Source organism: Clostridium sp. AF36-4 (assembly GCF_003435975.1).
Taxonomy (GTDB): domain Bacteria; phylum Bacillota; class Clostridia; order Lachnospirales; family Lachnospiraceae; genus Eubacterium_F.
This window is the reverse complement of record NZ_QTVH01000002.1, coordinates 18,247-43,741: the sequence shown is the minus strand read 5'-3', so window position 1 is coordinate 43,741 and position 25,495 is coordinate 18,247. Positions and strand designations below refer to the sequence as shown.

24 protein-coding genes and 1 tRNA gene are annotated in these 25,495 nt (G+C 40.8%); 5 read left to right on the top strand and 20 right to left on the bottom strand.

Annotated features, from left to right (window positions below):
• Positions 1-174 precede the first annotated feature (174 nt).
• Positions 175-408, bottom strand: a complete 234-nt coding sequence (locus tag DW005_RS01375) for a hypothetical protein (RefSeq protein ID WP_117477867.1) — start codon at positions 406-408, stop codon at positions 175-177.
• A gap of 393 nt (positions 409-801) precedes the next feature.
• Here DW005_RS01375 and DW005_RS01370 point away from each other — a divergent pair, with 393 nt between their 5' ends.
• Together DW005_RS01370 and DW005_RS01365 are read left to right on the top strand one after the other, a co-directional pair.
• Positions 802-1,677, top strand: a complete 876-nt coding sequence (locus tag DW005_RS01370) for a phosphoribosylaminoimidazolesuccinocarboxamide synthase (RefSeq protein WP_117477866.1) — start codon at positions 802-804, stop codon at positions 1,675-1,677.
• 32 nt (positions 1,678-1,709) lie between these two features.
• Entirely contained in the window at positions 1,710-2,978 is a 1,269-nt protein-coding gene (locus tag DW005_RS01365) for a diaminopimelate decarboxylase (RefSeq protein ID WP_117477865.1), read from the top strand.
• A gap of 94 nt (positions 2,979-3,072) precedes the next feature.
• On the opposite strand, the gene DW005_RS01360 is transcribed toward DW005_RS01365, so the two are convergent.
• From DW005_RS01360 to DW005_RS01330, 7 genes are all read right to left on the bottom strand, one after another.
• The gene (locus DW005_RS01360; RefSeq protein WP_117477864.1) at positions 3,073-5,262 is read right to left on the bottom strand and encodes a hypothetical protein; all 2,190 of its coding nucleotides are present in this window, start codon (positions 5,260-5,262) and stop codon (positions 3,073-3,075) included.
• A gap of 228 nt (positions 5,263-5,490) precedes the next feature.
• Positions 5,491-6,936 carry an NlpC/P60 family protein gene (locus DW005_RS01355; RefSeq protein ID WP_117477863.1) on the bottom strand — a complete coding sequence of 482 codons (1,446 nt, stop codon included), beginning with the start codon at positions 6,934-6,936 and terminating at the stop codon, positions 5,491-5,493.
• Between the two features lie 124 nt (positions 6,937-7,060).
• Complete coding sequence (serS, locus tag DW005_RS01350) at positions 7,061-8,344, bottom strand: serine--tRNA ligase (protein ID WP_117477862.1); 1,284 nt, start codon at positions 8,342-8,344, stop codon at positions 7,061-7,063.
• A gap of 65 nt (positions 8,345-8,409) precedes the next feature.
• The gene (locus DW005_RS01345; protein WP_117477861.1) at positions 8,410-9,240 is read right to left on the bottom strand and encodes a prolipoprotein diacylglyceryl transferase; all 831 of its coding nucleotides are present in this window, start codon (positions 9,238-9,240) and stop codon (positions 8,410-8,412) included.
• Between the two features lie 68 nt (positions 9,241-9,308).
• Positions 9,309-9,713 (bottom strand): hypothetical protein, encoded by a 405-nt coding sequence (locus tag DW005_RS01340; RefSeq protein WP_117477860.1) that lies wholly within the window; start codon positions 9,711-9,713, stop codon positions 9,309-9,311.
• Positions 9,714-9,931: 218 nt separating this feature from the next.
• Positions 9,932-10,243: a hypothetical protein gene (locus DW005_RS01335; protein WP_022377350.1), complete on the bottom strand. Its 312-nt coding sequence runs from the start codon at positions 10,241-10,243 to the stop codon at positions 9,932-9,934.
• An 81-nt stretch (positions 10,244-10,324) separates the two neighbouring features.
• A complete protein-coding gene (locus DW005_RS01330; protein WP_022377351.1) occupies positions 10,325-10,978 on the bottom strand; it encodes an HAD-IA family hydrolase in 654 nt (217 codons plus the stop codon).
• A 173-nt stretch (positions 10,979-11,151) separates the two neighbouring features.
• Here DW005_RS01330 and DW005_RS01325 point away from each other — a divergent pair, with 173 nt between their 5' ends.
• Positions 11,152-12,885, top strand: a complete 1,734-nt coding sequence (locus tag DW005_RS01325) for a proline--tRNA ligase (protein ID WP_117477859.1) — start codon at positions 11,152-11,154, stop codon at positions 12,883-12,885.
• 60 nt (positions 12,886-12,945) lie between these two features.
• Here DW005_RS01325 and DW005_RS01320 read toward each other — a convergent pair whose 3' ends face one another.
• From DW005_RS01320 to DW005_RS01275, 10 genes are all read right to left on the bottom strand, one after another.
• Positions 12,946-13,449 (bottom strand): CarD family transcriptional regulator, encoded by a 504-nt coding sequence (locus DW005_RS01320; RefSeq protein WP_181974906.1) that lies wholly within the window; start codon positions 13,447-13,449, stop codon positions 12,946-12,948.
• Positions 13,450-13,903: 454 nt separating this feature from the next.
• Positions 13,904-14,338, bottom strand: a complete 435-nt coding sequence (gene fabZ / locus DW005_RS01315; protein WP_117477857.1) for a 3-hydroxyacyl-ACP dehydratase FabZ — start codon at positions 14,336-14,338, stop codon at positions 13,904-13,906.
• 21 nt (positions 14,339-14,359) lie between these two features.
• Positions 14,360-15,595, bottom strand: a complete 1,236-nt coding sequence (gene fabF / locus DW005_RS01310; protein ID WP_117477856.1) for a beta-ketoacyl-ACP synthase II — start codon at positions 15,593-15,595, stop codon at positions 14,360-14,362.
• Between the two features lie 20 nt (positions 15,596-15,615).
• On the bottom strand, positions 15,616-16,359 hold the full coding sequence (fabG, locus tag DW005_RS01305; protein WP_117477855.1) for a 3-oxoacyl-[acyl-carrier-protein] reductase: 744 nt from the start codon (positions 16,357-16,359) through the stop codon (positions 15,616-15,618).
• 22 nt (positions 16,360-16,381) lie between these two features.
• Entirely contained in the window at positions 16,382-17,314 is a 933-nt protein-coding gene (gene fabD, locus DW005_RS01300; protein WP_022377357.1) for an ACP S-malonyltransferase, read from the bottom strand.
• 146 nt (positions 17,315-17,460) lie between these two features.
• Positions 17,461-17,691: an acyl carrier protein gene (gene acpP, locus DW005_RS01295; protein ID WP_022377358.1), complete on the bottom strand. Its 231-nt coding sequence runs from the start codon at positions 17,689-17,691 to the stop codon at positions 17,461-17,463.
• A gap of 109 nt (positions 17,692-17,800) precedes the next feature.
• Entirely contained in the window at positions 17,801-18,097 is a 297-nt protein-coding gene (locus tag DW005_RS01290) for a hypothetical protein (RefSeq protein WP_117477854.1), read from the bottom strand.
• A gap of 103 nt (positions 18,098-18,200) precedes the next feature.
• A tRNA-Thr gene (locus DW005_RS01285) sits at positions 18,201-18,273 on the bottom strand.
• 173 nt (positions 18,274-18,446) lie between these two features.
• Complete coding sequence (gene htpG / locus DW005_RS01280) at positions 18,447-20,489, bottom strand: molecular chaperone HtpG (RefSeq protein ID WP_117477853.1); 2,043 nt, start codon at positions 20,487-20,489, stop codon at positions 18,447-18,449.
• An 89-nt stretch (positions 20,490-20,578) separates the two neighbouring features.
• Positions 20,579-21,025 carry a DUF5721 family protein gene (locus DW005_RS01275; protein ID WP_117477852.1) on the bottom strand — a complete coding sequence of 149 codons (447 nt, stop codon included), beginning with the start codon at positions 21,023-21,025 and terminating at the stop codon, positions 20,579-20,581.
• A gap of 89 nt (positions 21,026-21,114) precedes the next feature.
• Here DW005_RS01275 and DW005_RS01270 point away from each other — a divergent pair, with 89 nt between their 5' ends.
• Entirely contained in the window at positions 21,115-21,306 is a 192-nt protein-coding gene (locus tag DW005_RS01270; protein WP_117477851.1) for a hypothetical protein, read from the top strand.
• Here the strand turns inward: DW005_RS01270 and DW005_RS01265 are convergent.
• A complete protein-coding gene (locus DW005_RS01265; protein ID WP_117477850.1) occupies positions 21,303-23,159 on the bottom strand; it encodes an alpha-amylase family glycosyl hydrolase in 1,857 nt (618 codons plus the stop codon). The two genes, DW005_RS01270 and DW005_RS01265, sit on opposite strands and share 4 nt — an antisense overlap.
• Positions 23,160-23,308: 149 nt before the next feature.
• On the opposite strand from DW005_RS01265, the gene DW005_RS01260 reads away from it, so the two are divergent.
• Positions 23,309-23,953: a phosphoribosyltransferase gene (locus tag DW005_RS01260; protein ID WP_022377364.1), complete on the top strand. Its 645-nt coding sequence runs from the start codon at positions 23,309-23,311 to the stop codon at positions 23,951-23,953.
• A 64-nt stretch (positions 23,954-24,017) separates the two neighbouring features.
• On the opposite strand, the gene DW005_RS01255 is transcribed toward DW005_RS01260, so the two are convergent.
• Positions 24,018-25,469: an aminoacyl-histidine dipeptidase gene (locus tag DW005_RS01255; protein ID WP_117477849.1), complete on the bottom strand. Its 1,452-nt coding sequence runs from the start codon at positions 25,467-25,469 to the stop codon at positions 24,018-24,020.
• Positions 25,470-25,495: the final 26 nt, after the last annotated feature.

Below are 25,495 nucleotides of genomic sequence, written 5' to 3'. Positions count from 1 at the left end.
TTATTAGTATAAAGCAAACATTTGTTTTTTTCAAGTAAATCATGGGGTGGGTGGTGTGTCAATTTTCAGGTTTCAGTAATTTAGTGGAACCGCTTGTGTCTCGTGGGCGTTCTCACTCGTTGAGCTGCGTAACATCAGGGGCACTGAAACCACCAGTGCCTCCTGATGACGCACTCAAAACCCACTCTTCCCAAGCGGTTCCACTAAATTACAAATTCTGAAAACTCCCAAAGCACTTCCTGTGGGCAAATCTCTAAACCAGTAAATATGCAAAAAAATCCTGCACACACCTGCCATCTCCTCACCAGACAACTCTTTTTCTTTAATTTGTCCTTTATGGTTGCATTTTTGGGACATTATCCCGATTGAGTAAAGAAAATTGGGCTGCAAAACAACGTTTTTTGCCAATTTTCTTCTCCGTGGTTGTTTTTTTTCAGAAAATAATAAAAAACTATGCAACTCTTTTTTTGTTTGGCAGCAATTTAGGTTGCATGCACTTTCAGACAGTAACTTAAATCAAGAAAGATTTGACTAAATTAATTCAATTGTAATTTTTCAAGAAAAGGTGTCCGCAAATTTCACCATGAAGGATTTTGAACACCGTCGGTGCATAGAGGGCGTAGTATACCCTCATGCACCGCTACGTGTGTTCACCTAAGCGGGAGCGTTCCTGAATGGGAAATTTGCGGACACCTTTTTTTGAAAATGCAATGAACTTGATTTGCTTTGCCTTGTTGACAGGTTCGTTAAAAAAATTTATACTATGTAAATGACGAACATATAAAAGATGGAGGTACCGCTATGAGCGAATGGAAACCAATCAAAGAAGGTAAAGTACGAGAGATTTACGACAACGGTGACAGTCTGATTATGGTCGCAACTGACCGTATCAGTTGTTTTGACGTAATTCTGAAAAACATCATTTCTAAAAAGGGAACTGTTTTAACCCAGATGTCGAAATTCTGGTTTGACCTTACTGAAGACATTGTCCCAAATCACATGATTTCTGCCGACGTAAAAGATATGCCGGAATTCTTTCAGCAACCGGCCTATGATGGCAACAGCATGATGTGCCGCAAACTGACTATGCTTCCGATTGAATGTATTGTGCGCGGATATATCACTGGCAGTGGCTGGGCAAGCTATCAAAAGAACGGAACCGTATGTGGCATCAAGCTTCCGGAAGGTTTACAGGAATCCGACAAATTGCCGGAACCAATTTACACACCTTCCACAAAAGCTGAAATCGGTGATCACGACGAGAATATCTCTTTTGAGCAAAGCGTTGATGTACTGGAAAAAGAATTTCCTGGCAAAGGAAAAGAGTATGCTGAAAAGCTTCGCGATTATACCATCGCTCTTTATAAAAAATGTGCAGATTATGCATTGAAAAAAGGTATTATCATTGCCGATACAAAATTTGAGTTTGGTCTTGATGAAAATGGGAACATTGTTCTCGGTGACGAAATGCTGACACCGGATAGTTCCCGTTTCTGGCCTGCCAAAGGATATGAGCCGGGTCACGGCCAGCCATCCTTTGACAAACAGTTTGCAAGAGACTGGCTCAAAGAAAATGAAGGAAACCACGATTGGGAACTTCCGGAAGATGTTGCCAAGAAAACGATTGACAAGTATCTGGAGGCTTACGAATTACTCACCGGCGAGAAATTAAAGTAATTCCCACTACATCATTTGGAGGAATTTTCACCATGGAAAAGAAAACAATTTTAACTTTGGATCAGGTTAAGGAAATTGAAAAAACTTATCCGACTCCATTTCATATTTATGACGAAAAAGGAATCCGCGAAAATGCCCGCGCTTTGAAAAAGGCATTTTCATGGAACAAGGGTTATCGCGAATATTTCGCAGTAAAAGCAACACCAAACCCATTTATCCTTAAAATTTTACAGGAAGAAGGCTGCGGAGTTGACTGCTCTTCTCTGACCGAATTAATGCTTTCAGAATCCCTTGGATTTCATGATAATGACATCATGTTTTCCTCAAATGTGACACCACTTGCTGAATATGAAAAAGCAAGCAAACTCGGTGCTTACATCAATCTGGATGATTTTACTCACATTGACTTTTTAGCAGAGAATGTCGGCATTCCAGAGACCATCTGCTGCCGTTACAATCCAGGCGGCGTATTTGAACTCGGTACAGACATCATGGACAACCCAGGCGATGCCAAATATGGCTTCACCAAAGAGCAGATAATTGAGGGCTACAAAAAATTAATGAAACTGGGTGCTAAAAACTTTGGTATTCATGCTTTCATTGCCAGTAACACCGTAAGCAACGAATACTATCCGACGCTTGCCGGCATCCTGTTTGAACTCGCAGTAGAATTGAAAGAGAAAACAGGTGCCAATATTACATTTATCAACTTGAGCGGTGGTATTGGTATTCCATATACACCAGACAAAGAACCAAACGACATTGCGGTAATCGGTGAAGGTGTCCGCAAACAGTTTGAGAAAATTCTGGTACCGGCAGGACTTGGTGATGTATCTATCTTTACTGAACTTGGCCGCTTCATGCTTGGACCTTATGGCAATCTCGTAACAAAATGCATTCATCAGAAACATATTTACAAAGAATATGTTGGTTTGAACACTTGTGCCTGCGATTTGATGCGTCCGGCTATGTACGGTGCTTATCATCATATCACCGTCCTCGGCAAAGAAGATGCACCTTGCGACCACAAATACGATGTCACCGGTTCTCTTTGTGAGAACAATGATAAATTTGCCGTAGACCGTATGCTACCAAAGATTGACATTGGAGATTATCTGGTTATCCACGATACCGGTGCTCATGGATATGCTATGGGTTATAACTACAACGGCAAACTGAAATCGCCGGAGCTTCTTCTCAAAGAAGATGGCAGCGTGCAGATGATTCGCCGTGGAGAAACTCCACAGGATTATTTTGCAACCTTTGACTTCTGTGATATTTTAAAAGATATGAAATACTAAAATAGAACGAATTCAAACATAAGCAGGGAACAATAACTGTGCTCGCACAAAATCATTGTTCCCTGCTTTTTTCTAACAGAAAATTTCTAAATCGTTACACGGATACTTTTTTCACCTTGCTCCATTTTCCATAATAAATCACTCCATTTTTCTTTTTCACACAACGGACACGCACGTAATAGTTCTTTCCAATCTTTTTGTTCGATATCACATAGTAATTCTTTTTCACTTTCTTTTTATGTGCTTTCTTAAACTTAACATTTGTGCTCCACTGAACTTGATAGGAAACACCCTTCTTTTTCTTCCAGCGAAGCAGCACTCGTTTGCCTTTCCTGCCGCATTTCAAAATAGATGTTTTCGGAACAATCGGAGATTGAATCTTCGATGTCTTTGATACAAGCTGCGTAATCATAAAAGTTGTCGTCGGTTTTGTCCCCGCCACTCCATTACTGCCCTGTTTGGATGTATTTTTCTCTCGTACGACAGGAGTAGTGCACGGTACTTCCGTTGATTCCGGCAATGGTGTAAGGGATGGTTTCTCTGTCGGTACCGGCTTTGGAGTCAGCGTTGGCAATGGCGTCGGCTTTGGTACCACAGTAAGATACACCTGCATACAGATATTTCCCTTTTCATCCTGCTCATAACTGCTCCAGTCATAATTATCGGAGTCTGCCGGGCAAAAGAGTACCGTATACCAGCCTGATTTATCTGCTTTCTGCACCGGATTTTTCCATGTCACCGTTCCCGTTTTCGCAGGCTCAAGCGACAATGCGCATCCGGAAACCGTTTCGCCTTCTTTCCATTCCTTAGCTTTTATCGTTGGCAGTTTTCCTTTCACCGGACACACAGTAATCGGAATTGAGCATGTAATTGTCTTTGTCTTCTCATCATACCCTGCCACCTTGCTCCAGTCATACCGAATGGTGTCTGCCGGACGAAACACAACATGGACACCTGAATTTTTAACCGATGGCTGAACTTTCTCATCTTCCCAGAAGAAAATACCATATTCGTTTTTCTGGAAACTAAGAGAAGAATTCGACAAATCCTCACCAAAGGAAAGATTGGAGCACGATGGCCACTCAAATTCCTCCATCTCTTTTGGCAGTGTTTCCACCAAAACTTCGCTCTCCACAGTTTCATAACCTTTCCCATCCGGGATAAATAACATTGTGTACCCGCAGGTTCCAAGTTTCAATGGTTGGCTGCCATCTTTCCACTCAAAACTTCCTTTGATGATTTCCCCCGTTTTCGGATTTTTATATTTTCCTTCAAGGAAGCGTATCTGATTCAAACGGTCCCCATAGATTCCATAATTGCGGACAACCGGTGGTGCTGCCTGCTCCGGTTTCACCGATACAATATCAACGACCACTGTATCCGTAACCGACTGATAATTATTATCCTGTGGCGTAAACACACCCGATATCTCATGTTTTCCAACATCATACTCTTTGGCATCCGTAGAAAAGCTAAATTCACCTGCTACCTTTTCGCCGGTAACCGGACTTACATACATCAAGTCCGGATGAATTTTCATTAAATTCTGACCGGCAAAAATCTGTACTTCTTTTTCATCCTGTCGTCTTGGGATAACAGTATTTACCGTTACTTTCCCACTCTTTGTAAAGAATAAGGAATCATACGTCATCGGATATTTCGGCACAAATACAATATCCTGATTGGATGTTCCCGATTGTGGGACTAAGTCTCCTTTCACAAACTGCCACGTTCCCTCAACCGGCACTGACCACTCAACTTTATCCTCGGGAATCTGTGCCTCTTTCAGTTTCTGACCGTATGAAATACTTTTTGCTTCAAGGCAGATGGAACTGTTGTTTTTATTTACGGAATATGATTTTTTAATCACACGTCCATCTAACACCAGAACGTTTCCGGAACCATATAAAATCCCCTCCGATTTTTCCAAGTCTACTGTTCCGCCGCGAAGCTGCAAAGTTCCATTCATCCGCAATCCTTTTTTTCCGATTGTCAACGTAACGCCCTCCGACACTACAAGAGTAGTATCCTTATTTATTGTATCATAATAAATAAAATCTGGGAAATCATAATGTACATCTTTTTCCAAAATAATCTCTCCACCACGTGATGAACAACTCTGTAATGCTTCATCAAGATTGTCCGTATACCGCCCCTGCTGCCCCTTCGGCACAAAATAAATCGTACTGCTTGAAGCTGCTTTCACCATTTCCTTTGGCATCGAGCCAAACACACACAGGCACACAAGCACCCATGCAATTACTTTTTTCATTTTTAAATTCATAGACAGTCCTCCCTCTTGTCTTTATATATCATGTAAATAGCTGCGATTCTCATTTACCAGATAAACAGATAAAATGAAATTAGATTCACCAGACAAACACCACGCCGTCTGATAAAGCAAAAGCAGTGCCTCCCCTGCGCATGAGAAACACTGCTTTTTGCTGTTCCTTTCGAAAGGAACTTTATTGTATCACGTGATATTTTACTCGTCAATTACTTTTTTTACAAATTATGGGCGTACAACGACCGGAATTTCGCTCTTTTTGAATACTCCTCTGTCTCTTATTACAACATTATTATAGGTTGAACTGCTTTCCATCGTCTTACCATTTCCGATGTAAATTGCAATATGGTATATTCGCTTATATCGTCCATTCTTTTTAGCTTTCGAACCGCCAAAACAAATCAAATCTCCCGGTCTCATTTTCTTTTCAGAATAGTTTTTCTTTGCCTTAATGCACTTTCCTTTTCTCACATAATAGTGGCCGATGTCCGCCGCCACCGGCGCCCAGCTTGTTTTGCAGACAAGATATCTTCCTACCGCACGATAGGTCCGGTAAACAAAAGAGGAGCAGTCATAATAGTTTTTATCCATCCGCCTTGCCTGACTGTACTTTTTCTTTCCTATCTGTTTATAACCATACCGCATCGCCCGTACAGCCGTTTTCGTACTTACTGCCAGATAATAATTTATCGTCTTTCCATCAACCTCACAGGAAATCACGGCACTTCCATACTTTTTCGTTGTCACCTTTCCTGAAGCTGTCACAACAGCAACTTTTACATCAGACGAACGAAAGAGCGGACGGCTTTCTGCATTTAACCCAGTCACCTTGACCGCCAGTTTTTTCTTTTTCTGATAAAAACCATATGCCTTTTTTATTTTCGGGTTTGTGACCGTAATCACACATTCGGTCTGAACGCCATCCACCTGCGCCACTACAGTAGTAGAACCTACTTTTTTCGCCTTAACTACAACACCCGCCTGATTATAGGAAACAATCGAAACAATGGAAGTATCCCTTGTCTGATAAACAACCGGATTTCCTGCAACAGATTCTAACAAAAGTGTTGTCTGACAGCCCTTCGCTAAATTCTGCTTTTGGATTGTAAATTGGGGCTGCAAAATTTCAACACCAAGCACAAAAGAGTACACACCGCCATATGAATCCGTAACCGTAACAGAAAATTCTGCAAAGCCTGCACAAACCGGCGTAATAATTCCCTCCTGTGTAACTGTGGCTGTTTCCGGCGTTCTTGCCTGCCATACACACGTCATCGATTCAAACTGCGGTATCGGCAGTTGAAAAGAGCCACCGCCCAAAGGATGTGCTGCAAAAGACTGTCTGTTAAAACTCAAATCTGAAAGAATCTCATTTTTCTTTACTTCAATTTCTGCATAATCAACTGTCTCCGCCTTCGTTTTCACGGAAATCGTAACCGTACCTGCACCAATCGTCGTAACAACTTTGTTTGCCGATACCTCAACCACATGCTCTTTACTTAAAACCACTTCCCCTTCCGGCAAATCCGCAAGAGTAATCTTTTGTCCTAAGTAGAGACAAATCTTTTGTGTCGTCTCCTTTGCCTGCACATAATTCGTCTGATTCACTCCGGCAAATGCCAAAGCAAACAGAAGAAATAACAGTGCAAAATACCTTTTGCTGCTTCGCATTTCCTCTCACCTTTCTTTGTAAATTTTTATATTTATCTTTCCTTAAATCACAGAACAAAGACTACACGATAGCAGAATCTTCTGTCATCGTGCAGTCTCACTATAAAACCACACTGTGTCATTTTTATTTCACTTCAATTTTTTCTTTACCGCCCATATATGGCTGTAATGCTTTCGGAATCTTAACTGAACCATCCTCACATAAGTTATTTTCTAAGAACGCAATCAACATACGTGGTGGTGCAACAACTGTATTATTTAAGGTGTGGGCAAAATACTTACCACCTTCGCCGACAACACGAATCTTCAAACGGCGTGCCTGCGCATCTCCTAAATTCGAGCAGCTTCCCACTTCAAAATATTTCTTCTGGCGTGGAGACCATGCCTCTACATCAATCGATTTTACTTTCAAATCAGCCAAGTCACCGGAACAACATTCTAACGTACGTACCGGAATATCCAATGTACGGAATAAATCAACGGTGTTCTGCCACAATTTATCAAACCACATTTTACTGTCTTCCGGTTTGCAGACAACAATCATCTCCTGCTTTTCAAACTGATGGATCCGGTAAACACCGCGTTCCTCAATTCCGTGAGCACCTTTCTCCTTACGGAAACATGGAGAATAACTGGTCAAAGTTTTTGGCAGCTGTTCTTCCGGAATAATTTTATCGATAAACTTACCAATCATAGAATGTTCACTCGTACCAATCAGATACAAATCTTCACCCTCGATTTTGTACATCATCGCATCCATTTCATCAAACGACATAACACCTGTTACAACATTTGAACGAATCATAAACGGCGGCACACAATAGGTAAATCCGCGGTCAATCATAAAGTCTCTTGCATAGGAAATAACCGCAGAATGAAGTCTTGCAATATCGCCCATCAGATAATAGAATCCATTTCCTGCAACGTCACGTGCCGAATCCAAATCCAGTCCATCAAATGATTCCATAATCTGTGCATGATATGGGATTTCAAAATCCGGAACCACCGGATCACCAAACTTCTCAATTTCTACATTTTCAGTATCATTTTTACCAATTGGAACACTCGGGTCAATGATGTTTGGAATTACCATCATGCGCTTATTCAATTCCTCTGCAATTTCTGCCTCTCGTGCTTCTAAATCAGAAAGTTCTTTGGCATAACCGGCAACCTCTTCCTTCATTGCCTCAGCTTCTTCTTTTTTGCCCTGACCCATCAGCGCACCAATCATCTTTGAATTTTTCTTACGAAGAGCACGAAGGTCATCTGCTTTCTGCTGTGTCTCGCGGCGCTCTTTATCAAGTGCAATCACTTCATCCACGAGTGGCAGTTTGTGCTCCTGAAATTTATTTTTAATGTTTTGTTTTACAACATCAGGATTTTCTCTTACAAATTTGATATCTAACATAATTTTCTTCCTTCCATATCTTTCTCACCGGTCATCCTGTCCCGCCGGCATTTTTCTACGGAAAATTATACACCACTTTTTTCTTCCTTGCAATGCTTTTCCACCCATTTTCCACGCACCAAAACAATTCCAACCGGCAGTAAAATCAAACTAATTAACTGCGAGGTGGAAAAAATGCTGATACTTCCTCTGATTTTATCCCCGCGAAGCATCTCTAACAAAAATCTGGCAATGGAATAATAAATCAAATAAATTCCCATCAACCGTCCATTTCTCAAATTCTTTTTCTTCATAAGGCAAAACAAAATACCACACAAAAGAAAATTCATAAGCGCCTCTAAAAGCTGCACGGGGAAACGCGGCACCTGACTTAATTGCGGAACAGCCTCATTATACGGAAACTGTATCGCAAAAGGGCCATGGTATTCAATGCCATAACAGCACCCGGAACAAAAGCATCCAATTCTTCCAATACCGTGAACAAATGGAATCAATGGTGCAAACACATCCATATACGAAACATAGGATAAATGATACTGCTTACAGTAACAAAAGATCCCCAAAAAGGCACCAATCAGGCCACCATAAAAAACAAGCCCGCCAAACAAATAATTCATTAAAAATAACAGTGTCTGCATGAAATTTTTATCAAAACCAGCCGCAACTGCATCCCATTTCTGTATCAGGCTCGGAAGCCTTGTCAAACAATACAACAGTTTAGAGCCGATAAGAATACCAATCGCCGCATAGATGGCACCATATAAAACATCCTCCTTGGCCAGACGATAGCGGCCTGCTATTTTTCTTGCTATAACAATGGCTATAAAAAAACCTGCCAAAAAAATTGTGCTATAAGTTGGAATATCTGCAAATCCTAAATGAATTGATGGAAACATTTTCTCCTCCTTAGAAAAAAGGCTGCTGCCTAAGCAGCAACCTTCTTTATTTTGGTTATATTGTTCTCTTAGTTGTAAGCATCTGACAAGTCGTTCAATGCATTGCTCAAGTCATTTAAACTATCTGCTGCATCATTAACATCACTGCTTACTAAACAGGAACCACCAACGCATCCATAACAAGTATAACTTGTTTTGGTACTGCTGGACTCAACAGCACCACAGATTGAACATCCTACTGCAAAAATAACAGCAAAGATAATACCAATCAAACCACAGACAAAACCAGCCTGACCTTTTGTGCCTCCTGTCTGTTTTTTGGCATTAATACCGAGAACAACTGCTACGATACCTAAAATCAAAGCAATTGCGGCACCAATTACACCAAAGGTAATTCCTCCGATGATAGCGAGCACTAAGCTCACAATACCAAGAATGGTAGAAGCTGTTGCTGCTCCGTTTTTCTGTTCCATAAAAATATCCTCCTTCCTCAATTATTTATCCCATAAAACTCCCTATAACAATTTATATTCTACCATACCAATATATTCCAAGCAATAAAAATTTTGACAAAAAAACTACATATTTTACATTTTTTTCATTTACCTTAACTATTTCGCATAAAAATATATATGTACAAAAAAGAAGCAGTTTCGGTCAATCCCGTTGCTGCTTCTTTTTCATCCCATTATTAATTTTTATCGTTTCCCGTCACATCATCAACGGCGTCATCCACACCGTCAATTACGTCGTTTACACCGTCAGCAGCATCATCCACGCCGTCTTTTACATCATCCGATAAATCGTTATCATCGTTTTTGTTGTCATCCGTCGCATTTGGCGTTGCTGTGTTATTATTTTCATTCGTTGGCGTCTGTGTCGCTTCATTTGTTGCTTCCGGGGAAGCAGATGGGTCCGTTGCGCTGTTATTTTTATTGCCGCACCCGGTTACCATAGCGGACAAACAAACAACAAGCATTGCAAAAACTACTATTTTTTTCATTGAAATATCCTCACTTTCTACAAATAAATCGTTTCTTACAATGCTATTGTGACCCATTTTATTGTTTTTATTCGTTTGTTTTTATTTGAAAAATTTTTCAATTTCTTCCGGTTTATCGACAATGTAATCGGCACCATGCTCTTCTAAAAAAGTTCTTCCCCGAAATCCCCAGCTCACACCAATGCAGTCCATTTCACTGGCTTTTGCTGTCGCTAAGTCAACATCCGAATCACCAATATAAACAGCATTTTTCTTATCACACCGTAACTCTGCCAATGCCTTATAAACCATATCCGGTGCCGGCTTTTTTCGGATCCCCATTTCTTCCATCTCTCCGAGTGCCACATCCAGCAAATTCGGAAAATAAACCGGCATCAATTCTTTTACCGCAAAATCTGCCTTATTTGATACAACCGCCATTTTCACACCCTTTTTCTTTAAATTTTGAAGAAGCGCAAGAACCCCCGGATACAGTGCTGTTTTGTCATGGCAGTGTTCTGCATAATATTCTTTAAAATCAGAAAGTGCCTGCTCAAATACCGGATTATCCTTGCCGGATGGAACCGCACGCTCCATTAACTTTACAATTCCATTTCCCACATACTGACACACCTGCGTAATTGTACAAAGTGGCATTTTGTTTTTTTTAAGTGAATAATTCACGGCGTCCGCTAAATCTTCTAATGTATTTAATAACGTTCCATCCAAATCAAAAACTGCTGTCTGATATGTCATATTCTTTCATCCTTTCTGCATTCGCTCCAAATTACGCACATTGTACCACTCTCTTTTGGTTTGTGCAAGTTGACATTTGCCCGGCTAAATGCTAACATAAATGTAATTGTTCAAAATCGATTTTGAGCACTTACATTTGATGTACGAATTTATTTTTGGAGGAAATGACAATTATGAAACTAGACAAATTAGTAGGCGAACGCTTCAAAGAAAAACCAAGCGATTGCGTCGTTGAAAGTCATGCACTGATGATGCGCGGCGGCTATATGAAAGATGTAGCCAAGGGAATTTACTCACAATTTACCCCATTAAAGCGCATTTGCCAGAAAATAGAGGCGATTATCCGTGAGGAAATGGATGCCATTGACGGACAGGAAGTTTTGTTCCCGGTTGCTCTTCCGGCATCTTTGTGGGATGAGTCCGGACGTTACGAAAGTGTCGGCAGTGAACTTTTACGTTTTACCGACCGCAACGGCTCAAAAATGGTCTTAGGAATGACTCACGAGGAAGCTGCCGTTCAGCTTGTCCGCGATTATGCAAAAAGTTATAACAGTTATCCTTTTATGATTTATCAGATTCAGACTAAATTCCGTGATGAAGCACGTCCACGTGCCGGTTTAATCCGTGTCCGCGAATTTACTATGAAAGATGCTTATTCTTTCCACACTTCACAGGAAGACTTAGAGCGTTATTATCAAATTTGTTATGATGCTTATAACCGCATTTTTGCACGTGCCGGTATCCCGGAAGTAGTTACTGTTGCCTCCGACTCCGGTATGATGGGTGGAAGTCTTTCCCATGAATATATGCTCTTAACACCAATTGGAGAGGATTCGATTGCCATCTGTTCCGATTGTGATTACCGTGCAAATATGGAAGCTGCTGAATCGGTTATTGAAAATGCGAAAGATGCAGCCGATGAACCACTGACAAAAGTTCACACACCTAACATTCACACCATTGAAGAAATCTGTGATTTTCTTCATTCTCCATTGGAGAAATCGTGTAAAGCTGTTGTTTACCAGAAAAATATGACAGACGATTTTGTTGTTATTTTCATCCGCGGCGATTTAGATGTAAATGAAACCAAATTAACAAACTATCTCGGTGAAGAAGTTCATCCGGCTGTTATAACAAGCGACTGTGGTCTGAATGCCGGCTATATCGGCCCGGTAAATCTTACCGTAAATGGCAACTACACCGTGCTTTATGACAAATCACTTCAGGGAACAAATAATTTATCCTGTGGTGCCAACGAAGAAGAATATCATTACACGGGACTCTGCATGGAGCGTGATGTTGTCGATGCCGAATATGTGGATTTAGCAAAAATCGTTGATGGCGGCATCTGCCCACACTGTGGTAAAAAGACCATCCACATTTCCCGCGGTATTGAAGTAGGAAACATCTTCCAGCTCGGAACGAAATATACAAAATCTATGAATATGCAGTATTTGGATGCGGATGGCGAATCCCATTATCCAATTATGGGCTGTTATGGTATTGGCGTTGGACGTCTTGCTGCTTCTGTCTGTGAAGCACATCACGATGACTACGGTCCGGTATGGCCGATTACCATTGCCCCATGGCAGGTTCACCTGTGCTGTCTGCGTGCAGACGATGCCGAAGCAAAAGCTTTTGCTGATGAATTATATGCAAGTCTGCAGAAAGAACACATTGAAGTTATTTATGACGACCGAAATGTCCGCCCGGGTGTTATGTTCTCTGACGCAGATTTACTTGGTGTTCCGATTCGTCTTGTAGTCAGCCCAAGAAATATGAAAGATGCAGTTGTAGAGCTTTCCAGCCGTGATAAGTCTGTACAGGATAAAGTTGCACTTGCTGATGTTGTACCAGCAGTAAAAGAATTGATTGCTAAGATGACAAAAGAAATTGAATCAAAATAACAAAAAAAATGAAGCCGGTCTGCGAAAAAGCGAACCGGCTTTTTTTCATAATAAATTCATTTACTCTCCACGAATCTGTGCTACAAAATACTCCTCTGCTTCTCCCTTTGTCATTTCAAAAGGAATTGCTAATTCACCAAACAAATTATCCTCTGCCATATGCAGATAACGCTCATCACTTGTTGTTGCTTTTTTTCCTTTTTGTAATCTGGCCTGATTTCTCTGATAAGACGTCTTAATCAGTTTAACCCACTGTCTGCTGTCACAGGAACGGAGTGCCTCTTTGTACACCTCTTCCCGCTTCTTATCGTTCTCTACCCAGAGTGTCTCAATTTCGTCCCACTCTTTTAATAATGTCTCTGCTTCTTTTTTCGTCATAACCGGACGTGTTACTACTCTTTTTCCATCCGTTGGTACAAACAGTTTACTGCCCGAAGTATAAATCGGAACCAGCGTATAATACGTGCGCTGTGGGGCACCATCTATGCCATCCATATTTTGAATCGATTCTACCCGGCAGACTCCACTATTCCCATGCACTACATAGTCTCCTATTTCAAACAAGTCTATCCATCCTTTCTGCCGACTGCGCCACGACTATAAGAGGCGCTTATATTTTCTGTCTACACTATTAGTATACCACTTTTTTGCTGTTATCGTAAGATTTTTTTTAATTTCTTTTTGATACCTTTTTGATATTCGTTTGGGGTAAGTGCTTGATGGTTGTTTTTTAGGGTCCGTAAATTAGTCGAAAATGTTTTGCGACTAATTTACTGGAATCCTAAAAGATTAGCATCAAACACTTGGCACAAACTTCCCACTAAAAACTAGTTAAGCATTATTTGGTCGTTTGGCGACACATCCCCCTCTCTCTTTTACAAAAGCACAGTCGAACAATACAGTTAAAATAGAAAAAAAGAAATTCAATTGGCGAGAGACTATAATGTGAAACATTATCCTGTCTCAAGACAAATGAATTTCTTTTTTCTATTTCATAATTATATTATTTCGACGCCTTTTACTTAGCATCCGTACACATAAAGCTGATTTCTGCTTCTGCTGCTAATTTACCATCTACTGTTGCAACTGCTTTGCCAATGCCCATTGGTCCTTTGCATTTAATAATTTCTGTCTCTAAGCGCAGACGGTCGCCCGGAATTACCTGCTTTCTGAATTTGGCATTTTTGATTCCGCCAAAGAAGGCAAGTTTCCCTTTGTTTTCCGGAAGGCTTAATACTGCAATCGCGCCAACCTGAGCCAATGCCTCAATGATTAACACACCCGGCATTACCGGCTGCTGTGGAAAATGGCCCTGAAAAAATGGCTCGTTCATCGTTACATTTTTATATCCTACCGCTCTTACTCCCGGCTCCATCTCTTCGACGCAGTCAACTAAGAGGAACGGATAACGGTGTGGGATAATCTTTTGAATATCGTTGATATCTAATAACATTTCGTTTTTCCCTTCCGTTTTTTATTCTGCAAATGCCTTGAAAATCAATACAGCATTATGTCCACCAAATCCAAGAGAGTTACTCAGTGCTACATCAACTTTTGTTTCAACAGCCTCTTTCGGACAATCCAAATCACATTCCGGATCCTGATTTACAAGACCAATATTGGCATGTACATAGTTTTCCATAATAGATTTTACACAAGTAATTGCCTCAACACCACCGGCAGCACCAAGCAGATGTCCTACCATGGATTTTGTTGAATTAACTTTACACTGGTAAGCCGCATCTCCCATCGCAAGTTTAATTGCCTTAGTCTCGAATGCATCATTCATGTGTGTGCTGGTTCCGTGTGCATTGATATAATCAATATCTTCCGGTTTGATGCCCGCATCTTTGATTGCAAACTCAATTGCTTTTGCATCGCCGCTTCCGTCGTCAATCGGTGCTGTCAGATGATGTGCATCACTCGTTGCACCATAACCAACAACTTCTGCGTAAATATGAGCACCACGTGCTTTGGCATGCTCTAATTCTTCAAGAACTAAAATACCAGCACCTTCACCCATAACAAATCCACCACGGTCTACATCAAACGGAATCGAAGCTCTTTTCGGGTCATCTGTTGTATTCAATGCATTCAATCCGGTAAATCCGGCAACACCAAGCTCGGTAATCGCACCTTCTGAGCCACCGGCAACCATAACATCTGCCTCACCATATTGAATGGATCGGTATCCCTCACCGATACAGTGAGTACCTGTTGCACAAGCTGTTACCACGTTGATATTTTTACCTTTTAACCCAAACTGAATTGAAATATTTCCGGCTGCCATATTGGAAATGAGCATCGGAATCATAAGCGGAGCTACACGGTTTGGTCCTTTTGTCAAAATTTTCTCATAATTTTTCTGCACACACTGAAGACTTCCAATTCCACAGCCGACGCTGCATCCTACCATAAATGGATCTTCCTTTTCCATATCCAGTCCACTGTCTTCAAGTGCCTCTTTTGCAGCTACAACCGCATACTGTGCAAAATCTTCCATACGTCGTGCGGATTTTTTATCCATCGCAATCGTCGGATCAAAATCTTTAACCTCTGCAGCCAAATGTGCTTTGTAATCGGTTGTGTCAAACTTCGTAATTGGTCCGATTCCAACGGTTCCTTTTTTTACATTTTCCCAAAAATCTTTTACATTATTTCCGATTGGGGTTACTGCACCCATACCGGTAACTACAACTCGTCTACTCATTCTTTCCTCCATTCATTTTGTTACATCGCAATACCGCCATCGACACACAATACCTGTCCGGTAATGTATTTCGCATGGTCAGATGCTAAAAATACAACTGCTTCCGCTACATCTTCTACCGTACCAAAGGCACCAAGTGGAATCGTTTTACATGCTTCTTCTTTTACCGCATCCGAAAGCTTGTCCGTCATCTCTGTTGCAATAAATCCAGGTGCTACTGCATTTACTGTGATACCACGGGATGACAATTCTTTTGCCGTCGCTTTGGTAAGACCAATTACACCGGCTTTGGAAGCGGAATAATTTGCCTGTCCCATATTACCGATAATACCCGATACGGAAGCCATGTTAATAATACGTCCCTGACGCTGTTTCATCATCGGACGCGTCACAAATTTAATGCCATTGAATACACCGGCAAGGTTTGTCTGAATAACATCCTGAAATTCCTCTTCCGACATTTTCATAATCAGATTATCTCTTGTAATTCCGGCATTATTTACCAAAATATCAATTCTTCCATATTCTTTTACTACGCCGCCAAAAAATTCTTTTGCCTGATCAAAATCGCTGACATTGCATTGAATGGCTTTTGCTTTCCCACCATCTTTTTCAATCTCAGAAACAACTTCGTCGGCACGCTCTTTGGAACCATTATAATTAACAATTACCATTGCACCTTCGCGGGCAAGCGCTTTTGCAGTTGCTCTTCCGATTCCTCTGCTGGCACCGGTAACGACTGCTATTTTGTCCTGTAATAACATACTGCCTCTCTTTCATAAAGCACTATTTGAGCGCTTCTACAACCTTGTCAATATCTTCCATTGTTGCCACATTATATGTAGTCAGTTCCTTGCCAATGGCTTTGGCAATTTTTTTATTAAATCCTGCCAATGTTCTTCCCGGTCCAATCTCGATAAAGGTATCAACACCGTTTTCTACCATCTTTTCCACTGACTGCTGCCAACGTACCGAATGGCTGACCTGACTTACAAGACGAGGCATAATGTCTGCCTGCTCTGTAATATAGGAAGCGTCTACATTTGCCACATAAGGAATCTGCGGTTTTTCAATCGTAAGTTCTTTTAATACAGCCTCTAATTTTTCACCGGCTCCTGTAAGAAGGCTTGAGTGAAATGGTCCGCTTACGTTTAAAAGAACGGCTCTTTTTGCTCCGGCTTCTTTTAATTTGTCTGCTGCCTGTTTTACCTGTTCAGTCTCTCCGGAAATTACAATCTGTCCCGGACAGTTATAGTTTGCAACCTGAACTTTATCAAACTCTTCAATATTTTTATCAATCTCTGCGGCATCCATACCAAGAATTGCTGCCATACCGCCTTTTCCGGCAGGCACTTCTTCCTGCATGAAAATACCACGTTTACGAACTGCTTTTGCAGCATCTACAAAATTCATAGAACCTGCTGCTACTAACGCACAGTATTCACCAAGGCTAAGTCCGGCTGCCACATCCGCCTTTACACCTCTGGTTTTCAATTCTTCCATAATTGCCACACTGGTTGTAAGAAGACATACCTGCGTAAATTCTGTAATATTAATGTCGTTATTTTCTTCAAAACAAAGTGCTTTCAAGTCCAAATCAACTGCCTTAGATGCCTGTTCAAACACATCTTTTGCCACTGCTGAATTTTCATAAACATTTTGTCCCATTCCTACCACCTGTGCTCCCTGTCCGGGGAAGACAAATGCAATTTTACCCATAGTTCTATCCTAGCCTTTCTTTCATCATTCTCTCATCATTGGTGCGTATACATTGCACTCTAAAACATTGACACCAAGAGAAGCGGACTATGTCAAACCTTCTTGGTGTCAATCTTGACCTGTTTATCAGGTTATGTGCAATTGTTTTACTCTACACCTTTGCTCTTTAAGAAATTAATTACGTCGCCTACTGTGTTGATGCTTTCCAAATCATCCGTAGGAATCTCAACATCATACTCCTCTTCAAGAGCCATGATCAATTCATAGAGATCAAGAGAATCTGCTCCCAAATCATCTTTGAAAGAAGATGCTTCTGTGATGCTGTCTGCATCTACGCTCAACTGATCTGCGATAAGTTCCTGCATTTTTTCTAACATAATACGATTTCTCCTTTTTACTTAAATTCTTTTTTTATTCGTTCAAAAATATACTTTGAATCACTATGTATTGTAGCGTATCCACATACGTTTGTCAAGATTTTTCCATTTATATAAACTGGAGTGTAAAACAAACCACCGCCGCCAAGGTAAGCAGCACATAAAAAACGATTGCTTTCTTCCTCTCCGGATAGGCTTTCAGGGCATTTAAAACAAACAGCACAATAACAATTCCAAGCTCCGTTTTTAACATCCAGCCCTTATTCATCCCCATGCCCACATCGATAATGATAAAGATTAACAATATGGCAGTCAGTATACTTTGTAAAATCATGAGCACTTTTTCTTTCTGTCTCATAAGCCCCCACGCGCCTGCCATATCCTGCGAAAATTTTCTATCTGCCATTTATTTCTCCTTTCTTATTGAAACTGCCTGCATCTACTTTACTGTAAATGCAGGCAGTTCGAAAATAGTATACAAAATAGTATATTGTAAACAAAATAAAGGAAGCTTCGAAAGGGACTTGAACCCTCGACCCCTTCATTACGAGTGAAGTGCTCTACCGACTGAGCTATCGAAGCACACGGTGTATAACCGACAGAATATATAATACACATTCCTAATTTTTTTGTCAAGTAATTCATTCATACTTTTGGTCATTTTTTTCAAATAAGCAAAAACACCCACCGGCACATAAAAAGCAAGTCCTGCCTCTCATGCACCGGTGGTGCTCTCCTAATCATGATACCTTACATTACTTAGTAAGCAGCATCATAATCTCATTGCTTCGATTAATAAACTCTGTCATCTTATCTGCCTGCAGTGGCTGATGGCTAATCATTGCCAGATCATAAAGCTGTTTGCAGAACATATCGCTGTGCTCGCCATCTTTGTTCGCCAGCAGATACTGAACCAAATCATTGTTTGCATTCAGAACAAGTGTCTGTCCGACATCCGGCAGTTCCATACCGCCCATGCCATTTGCGGAATACATCTTCATCATATCCTGCATCCTTCTGGCCTCTTCAGACAAGGTAATCATAGAAGAAACTTTATCATTTTTCAATTTCTCCACTTTAACCTCTAATTGGTCTTTTCCGGTTGCTTTGCGGAACAATTCTTTCAAAGTCTCGGTATCTTCTTTCAGTTTTTCCTCATCGCCTTCTTCTTTGAAAGCATCCGTCAAATCGGCATCAATACGCTGGAATTTCACATCGTCATCGCCGGCTTCCAATGCCGATACAAACGGCTGGTCAATGTTATGAAGAAGAACAACTGCATTCATATCCTGCTCACGGAACATCTTCACATACTGGCTCTGCTGCTGCAAATCTGTCACATAGTAAACAATCTTCTTTGGCGCTTCAGTTTCTTCCGAGGACTTCTCATCCTCTTTACCTTCTTCAACCACTTCTGCTTCCACTTCCGGCTCCGGAATTGTCTCCAAATACTCTTTTAATGTACTGTATTTGTCGTCTAAGTCTTTGAACAAAACATAATCTTTAATTTTCTCTTTGAACTTCTCATCTTTCAAGCAGCCAAATTTGATAAACGGGCTGATATCATCCCAATATTTCTCGTAATTCTCGCGGTCTGTTTTGCACATACCGGAAAGTTTATCTGCCACTTTTTTCGTAATATAATCCGAAATCTTCTTCACAAAACCATCATTCTGCAAAGCACTTCGGCTTACGTTCAATGGCAAATCCGGGCAGTCAATAACGCCCTTCAACAACATCAGAAATTCCGGAATTACTTCCTTAATATTATCCGCAATAAATACCTGATTGTTGTATAACTTAATCATACCTTCAACATTCTCATACTCTAAGTTTACTTTCGGGAAGTACAAGATACCTTTTAAGTTAAACGGATAATCCATATTCAAATGAATCCAGAATAACGGCTCACGGTAATCATTAAATACTTTACGGTAAAATGTCTTGTATTCCTCTTCGGTACACTCATTTGGATGTTTTGCCCAAAGTGGGTGCGTATCACTAATGGATACCGGACGTTTCAAAATTTTGGTCTTTTTAACCGGCTCTTTTGCTTCTTCGCCCTCTTTTTTATCATCCTCTTTTGGCTCTTCCACAATTTCCTCAATAACCGTATCTTCCTCTGTCACTTCTTCACTCGGAATTGTCTCATACTCCGGCTCAGCATTTGCCTTTGTAAGGAAAATTTCAACCGGCATAAAGGAACAATATTTATCAAGCACCTCACGAACACGGTATTCGTTGGCAAACTCGTAACTGTCCTCATTTAAATGCAGAATAATCCGGGTACCTACTGTATCTTTATCGGATGGTCCCATCTCGAACGTCAAACCACCGTCAGACTCCCAATGAACCGCTTCCGAACCTTCTTTATAAGAAAGGGTATGAATTTCTGCAGAGTCCGCTACCATAAATACAGAGTAAAAGCCAAGACCAAAATGTCCGATAATCTGCTCTTCATTTGCTTTATCTTTATATTTTTCCAAGAAATCAGCAGCACCGGAAAAAGCAATCTGGTTAATATACTCTTTCACTTCGTCTGCCGTCATACCAAGTCCATTATCGGTAAACGTAATTGTTTTATCTTCCGGATTTACTTCCACCTCAATTTTAGCTTTGTAATCATCCGGCAGAGAAGTCTCACTCATCAGATCTAATTTTTTCAATTTCGTAATCGCATCACAAGCATTACTTACAACCTCGCGGATAAAAATATCATGGTCTGAATACAGCCATTTCTTAATAATCGGGAATATGTTTTCTGAATTAATCGCTAAATTTCCTTGTTCATTCGTCATGTTATCAACCTCCAATTAGTAATTCAATCTTGTTCTAACAGATATGATAACGCTGTCACAATCGAATGTCAAGAAAAATTTAGCACTCATTAAAGTTGAGTGCTAATAATTTCATGTTTCTTTATAAATTGCAGACAATTGTCATCCCACGCTTCTTGCCCTTTTTTATCCAGAGAAAACTCTTTTTGCATATATCCGGTCACAAACTGAAGTTTTTCCTTTTCATAGCGGATTTGAATCGATCCGACATCTCCATTTGGCATATAATGGCAAAAATCAAACAGCATCTTCTGTGGCACTTTATTTCCTTTTATCCACGAAAAAACAAATGTTTTCATCATATTCCATGTAACCAGACCGGTTTCATCTGTCCGTTTTTCATCACTGTCAAACCAATCATCAAAACATCTGCCGTCAATATGAAACGTGGCAAATGTTGTCACCTCGCAGGAACGCAGATGAAAACGGTCAAACATACTGCCCTGAAACATATGCTGCATAAATTCTTTTACGCTGTCAATTTCCAATACAATCATTTCGTATATTATCCTTCCTAACTGCTCATACTAGCATTGTTGCAAAGTAACAAAATTCACTCTATGTAGTGAAAGAATGGAGGCCAATTATGCGTGCAGATGAACAAACTTACCGCGAGGTAGCAAAAAACTGTAGTGCCTATGAAGTCAAGGACTGCTGTAGCTGCAGCAACAAATCCGGCAATGTCAATGTTTCCTGCGTAACATGTAAACATTTTACGTCTGACAAACATTGTTCTTTGGACTTGTTCGATCCAATCGTGGAAAACCACAATCTTTAGGCATTTTTATGCCCTTTTGCCGGGATTTTCTTCTTACCGGAAGTCCCGGCAGTTTTTTTAACCGGTACATTCTCAAAAACGGCAATTGCGCGCGGTGCCAGTTCATATTTCTTTCCATCCACTGCCATTTCCATAGTATTTGAAGTATCAAATACCCGTTTCCATTCTTTATTTTTTTCAATTTCCGGGAGATAAAATACATGTGGCTCCCAGTGAAAATTAAATGCAAAATACAAGGAATTTCCGCCGTAATAGCCACCGAAAAACAAAACACCAAGTTCCCTGCTATAATAAGAAAACCTCGCATTCCACGGCTCTACTCCGTGACAGGATACATCCGGTGCACCAAGCCCCTCAGAATCCATACCGGTCAAATACCGTCTGCTCTGATAGAGAGGATGTTCTTTACGAAACTCAATCAGCTTCTTTACATAGGAAAATAATTCTTTATTTTTCTCTAACAGACTCCAATCAAGCCACGTAATCGCGTTATCCTGACAATATGCATTATTATTTCCTTTTTGTGTATTTCCAAATTCATCCCCAGCTAAAATTCTAGGCGATGCCATACCAAGCATAAGCATAAGAAATGCATTTCGTTCCTGACTGGCACGTTTTTCACGGACTTCTTTTTTTCTCGAAGGTCCTTCTGCCCCACAATTCCAGCTGTAGTTATACTCTGTTCCATCGAGATTCTTTTCTCCGTTTGCCTCGTTATGCTTCACATCATAAGACACCAAATCCCGCAGAGTAAATCCGTTATGCCCGGTAATCGAGTGAACCATGGCAACTCCTTTTTTCTGCTCGCGGAATTGATAATAAAAATCCTCAACCTGTCCTTCATCACTTTTTAGAAAACGTCTTGCCGTCACCAAAAAACGGTCATTCATCTCGCAGAACATTTCCTGACCGGCTTCATAGCCACATTCATCCCAGTGATAACCAAATAATTTCAAATGGGATAGAACCGGGTCCTGTCGCAGCCATTCAACAGACACACACTCCTGATTAAACCGAAAACCGTCGATATGAAAACGCAGTGCATAATACCGCATACAAGTCAGCATAAATTCAGGCGAAACATCCTTAAAATAAAAATCCATCACCACGTTCATCCCCTGTGAATGAACTGCTTTAATCAGCTTCTGAAACTCCTTTGCCTGTTCACCCTCTTTTGCTGCATAACCGGCCTTTGGAGCAAAATAAAACGCATCCTCTGTATAGCCCCAGTAATTAACTTTCTTTAAATCCACGCCATTTTCATCATGCATACATTCATTAAAATCATATGCCGGCATGAGTAACAGCGTATTTACCCCTAAATCCTTCAGATAAGAAAGCTTTTCCTCCATACCGGAAAATGTACCTGGATTTTTTACATTTGACGACTTATGTTTCGTAAATCCACGGACGTGGCATTGATATAAAATCATATCACGCGCCGGAATCTTTTTCCAATTTTCTCCTGTCCAGTCAAATTCCTGAAAATCAAAACAAGCTCTCACTTTTCCCTGACGTCTGCCAAAGCGCTCTCTTCCGGTAATCATTCTGGCATAAGAATCGCAAAAAGTTTCACCATCTGCCACAAAAAAATAAGGCATTCCCTGAAGCCTGTCTGCCAAATTCTCCGCTTGTAAGACAACTGTAAAATAATCTTCCATCCCGCATATTTTCGCCGGATACATCGGAAACAGTTTCCGCTTTCCCTCTTCTATGACTGCCAACTGACATTTCTTCGCTTTCGGCCGCCAGACAGAAACCAAAACCTCATTTTCATTCTGTTTTCTGACACCGCATGAAAATTCCTGCTGCATCTCATATGGTCTTGTCTTTATCATCTCGAATAATGTCATGCAATCCTTCCTCCGTAATTTCTAAAACAATTCGTTCAAATTAAGAACTTTTCTTTTATTATACCGAAAAAGAGTGGAAGTAACAAGAAAAATATGATAAAATAGAAGTCGACACAAATAATCTACAAATCTGGGAAAGGAGATTTTTTATGTTATTAGACAGAGAATACAAAGTACCTTCCAAAACGAACAGCAAAATTAATTTAAAAGTCGTTCCGGGACATTTTGCAACGACATCTTCACACATTAATTTTTATATGGATATGACCACCTTAAAAGTTCGCCAAAAGGAAGCTTATGAAGTAGCAAGAGAAATGGCAAAAGAATACCAGTACAGCAAACCGATTGACACCATCGTATGCATGGACGGCTGTGAAATCATCGGTGCCTGCTTAGCAGAAGAACTGAACAAAAACGGTATTATGTCATTAAACCAGCATGACAGTCTGTATGTCATTACACCGGAGTTTGACGGAAACGGACAGATGATTTTCCGCGACAACTTACAGCCGATGGTAAGAGGAAAGAACATCCTTCTTCTTTTAGCATCCGCAACAACCGGACGTACCATCGCCAGAAGTCTGGAGTGCATTCAGTACTACGGCGGTATCATTCAAGGCATTTCAGCAATTTTCAGCGCAGCAAAAGAAATTTACGGTGAGCCTGTCCACTGCATCTTCTCAACAGAGGATTTGCCGGACTATAACACCTTCACACCAAGTGAATGTCCACACTGCAAAAACAAAGAAAAAATCGATGCGATTGTAAACGGATTCGGATATTCCGAACTGTAAATCGTACATAATAAAAACGGTAAATCAACGGAAATAGGTTTCCTAGATGATTTACCGTTTTTTGTCATTTCAACTGTTTCAATATTTCAAGCAGATATTCCCACGTTCGTTTCACGCTTTCCACATCCATACTCTCTTTCGGCGTGTGGATATCTTTCATATCCGGTCCAAACGAGACACAGTCAAGTCCCGGTATTTTCCCGGCAAAAATACCACATTCCACCCCTGCATGAAGTGCCTCCACAATAGGTTCTCTGCCATATTGCTCTTCAAATATCCGGCACATCAAATCACGCAGCGGTGAATTTTCCAGATACTCCCATGCCGGATAATCTCCATTTGTGGTAACCGTGCCGCCTAATGTTTTTGTCAGACAGGCAATCTGGTCAAGCAGCGCCCGCTTTTCCGACTCCACACTGCTTCGCACCGAAAATGACAGTGAAACATGGTCTCTCTCCGTCTTCATAATTCCTAAATTTAACGAAGTCTGAACAAGTCCTTTCATTTGAAAACTCATCTTCTGAATTCCTCCCGGCAGACAAAGAAGGGCGGTAATCATCTTATCCGCAGAATCTTTCGTCATTGCCAATTCTTTTTCTACGATTGTAGTCTTCTTTACTTCCACCAAAATCAATGGGTCTGTTTCCAAAAACTCATGTTTTATTTCAGAGGAAATCTCAGCAATCTTAGTATTGATTTCAGGCTGCCATTTTTCCGGACATACAATAACTGCTTCTGCCTGTCTCGGAATGGCATTATCTTTCAATCCACCATTTAAGTAGCACAGAGAAAATGGAATTTCTTTATACAGTTCATAGAGAACCCTTCCCATTATCTGACAGGCATTGGCGCGCCCCTTATCAATTTCAACACCGGAATGGCCTCCCATTAAACCACTGACCGAAATAACATATTTCTCCCCATCGCCTGTCTCAAAGGAAAGTGGAAGTTCCACCTGCGCTGTCACACCACCGGCACAGCTGACTAACAAATGCCCCTCATCTTCGGAATCCAAATTCAACATCGTTTTTGCACGAAGAGGTGAAGTATCCAAAGCTGTGGCACCTAACATTCCGATTTCTTCATCTACTGTAAACACAATCTCCAACGGCGGGTGTGGATATTCATCCGTCTCTAATAAAGCAAGGGCATACGCAACAGCAATACCGTCATCTCCGCCAAGCGTTGTTTTTTCTGCTGTCACAATGCCATCTTCCACTTGCAGACAAAGTCCCTCCGTCTCAAAATCAATGTCACAGCCCTCTTCTTTTTCACAGACCATATCCAAATGTCCCTGCAGCATAACCGGAGCCGAATTCTCATATCCTTTTATGCCGTCTTTCCATATTATCACATTGTTATATTCATCCTGCAAATAAGTAAGGTGATGCTCTTTTGCAAAAGAAACACAATAATCACTGATTTTTTTCGTATTTCCCGAACCATGCGGTATGCCACAGATTTCTTCAAAATAATGCATCACACGTGCCGGTTCTAATGCTCCCAAAACACTCATTGTCAATTCCTCCTTGCTCTGTGTAA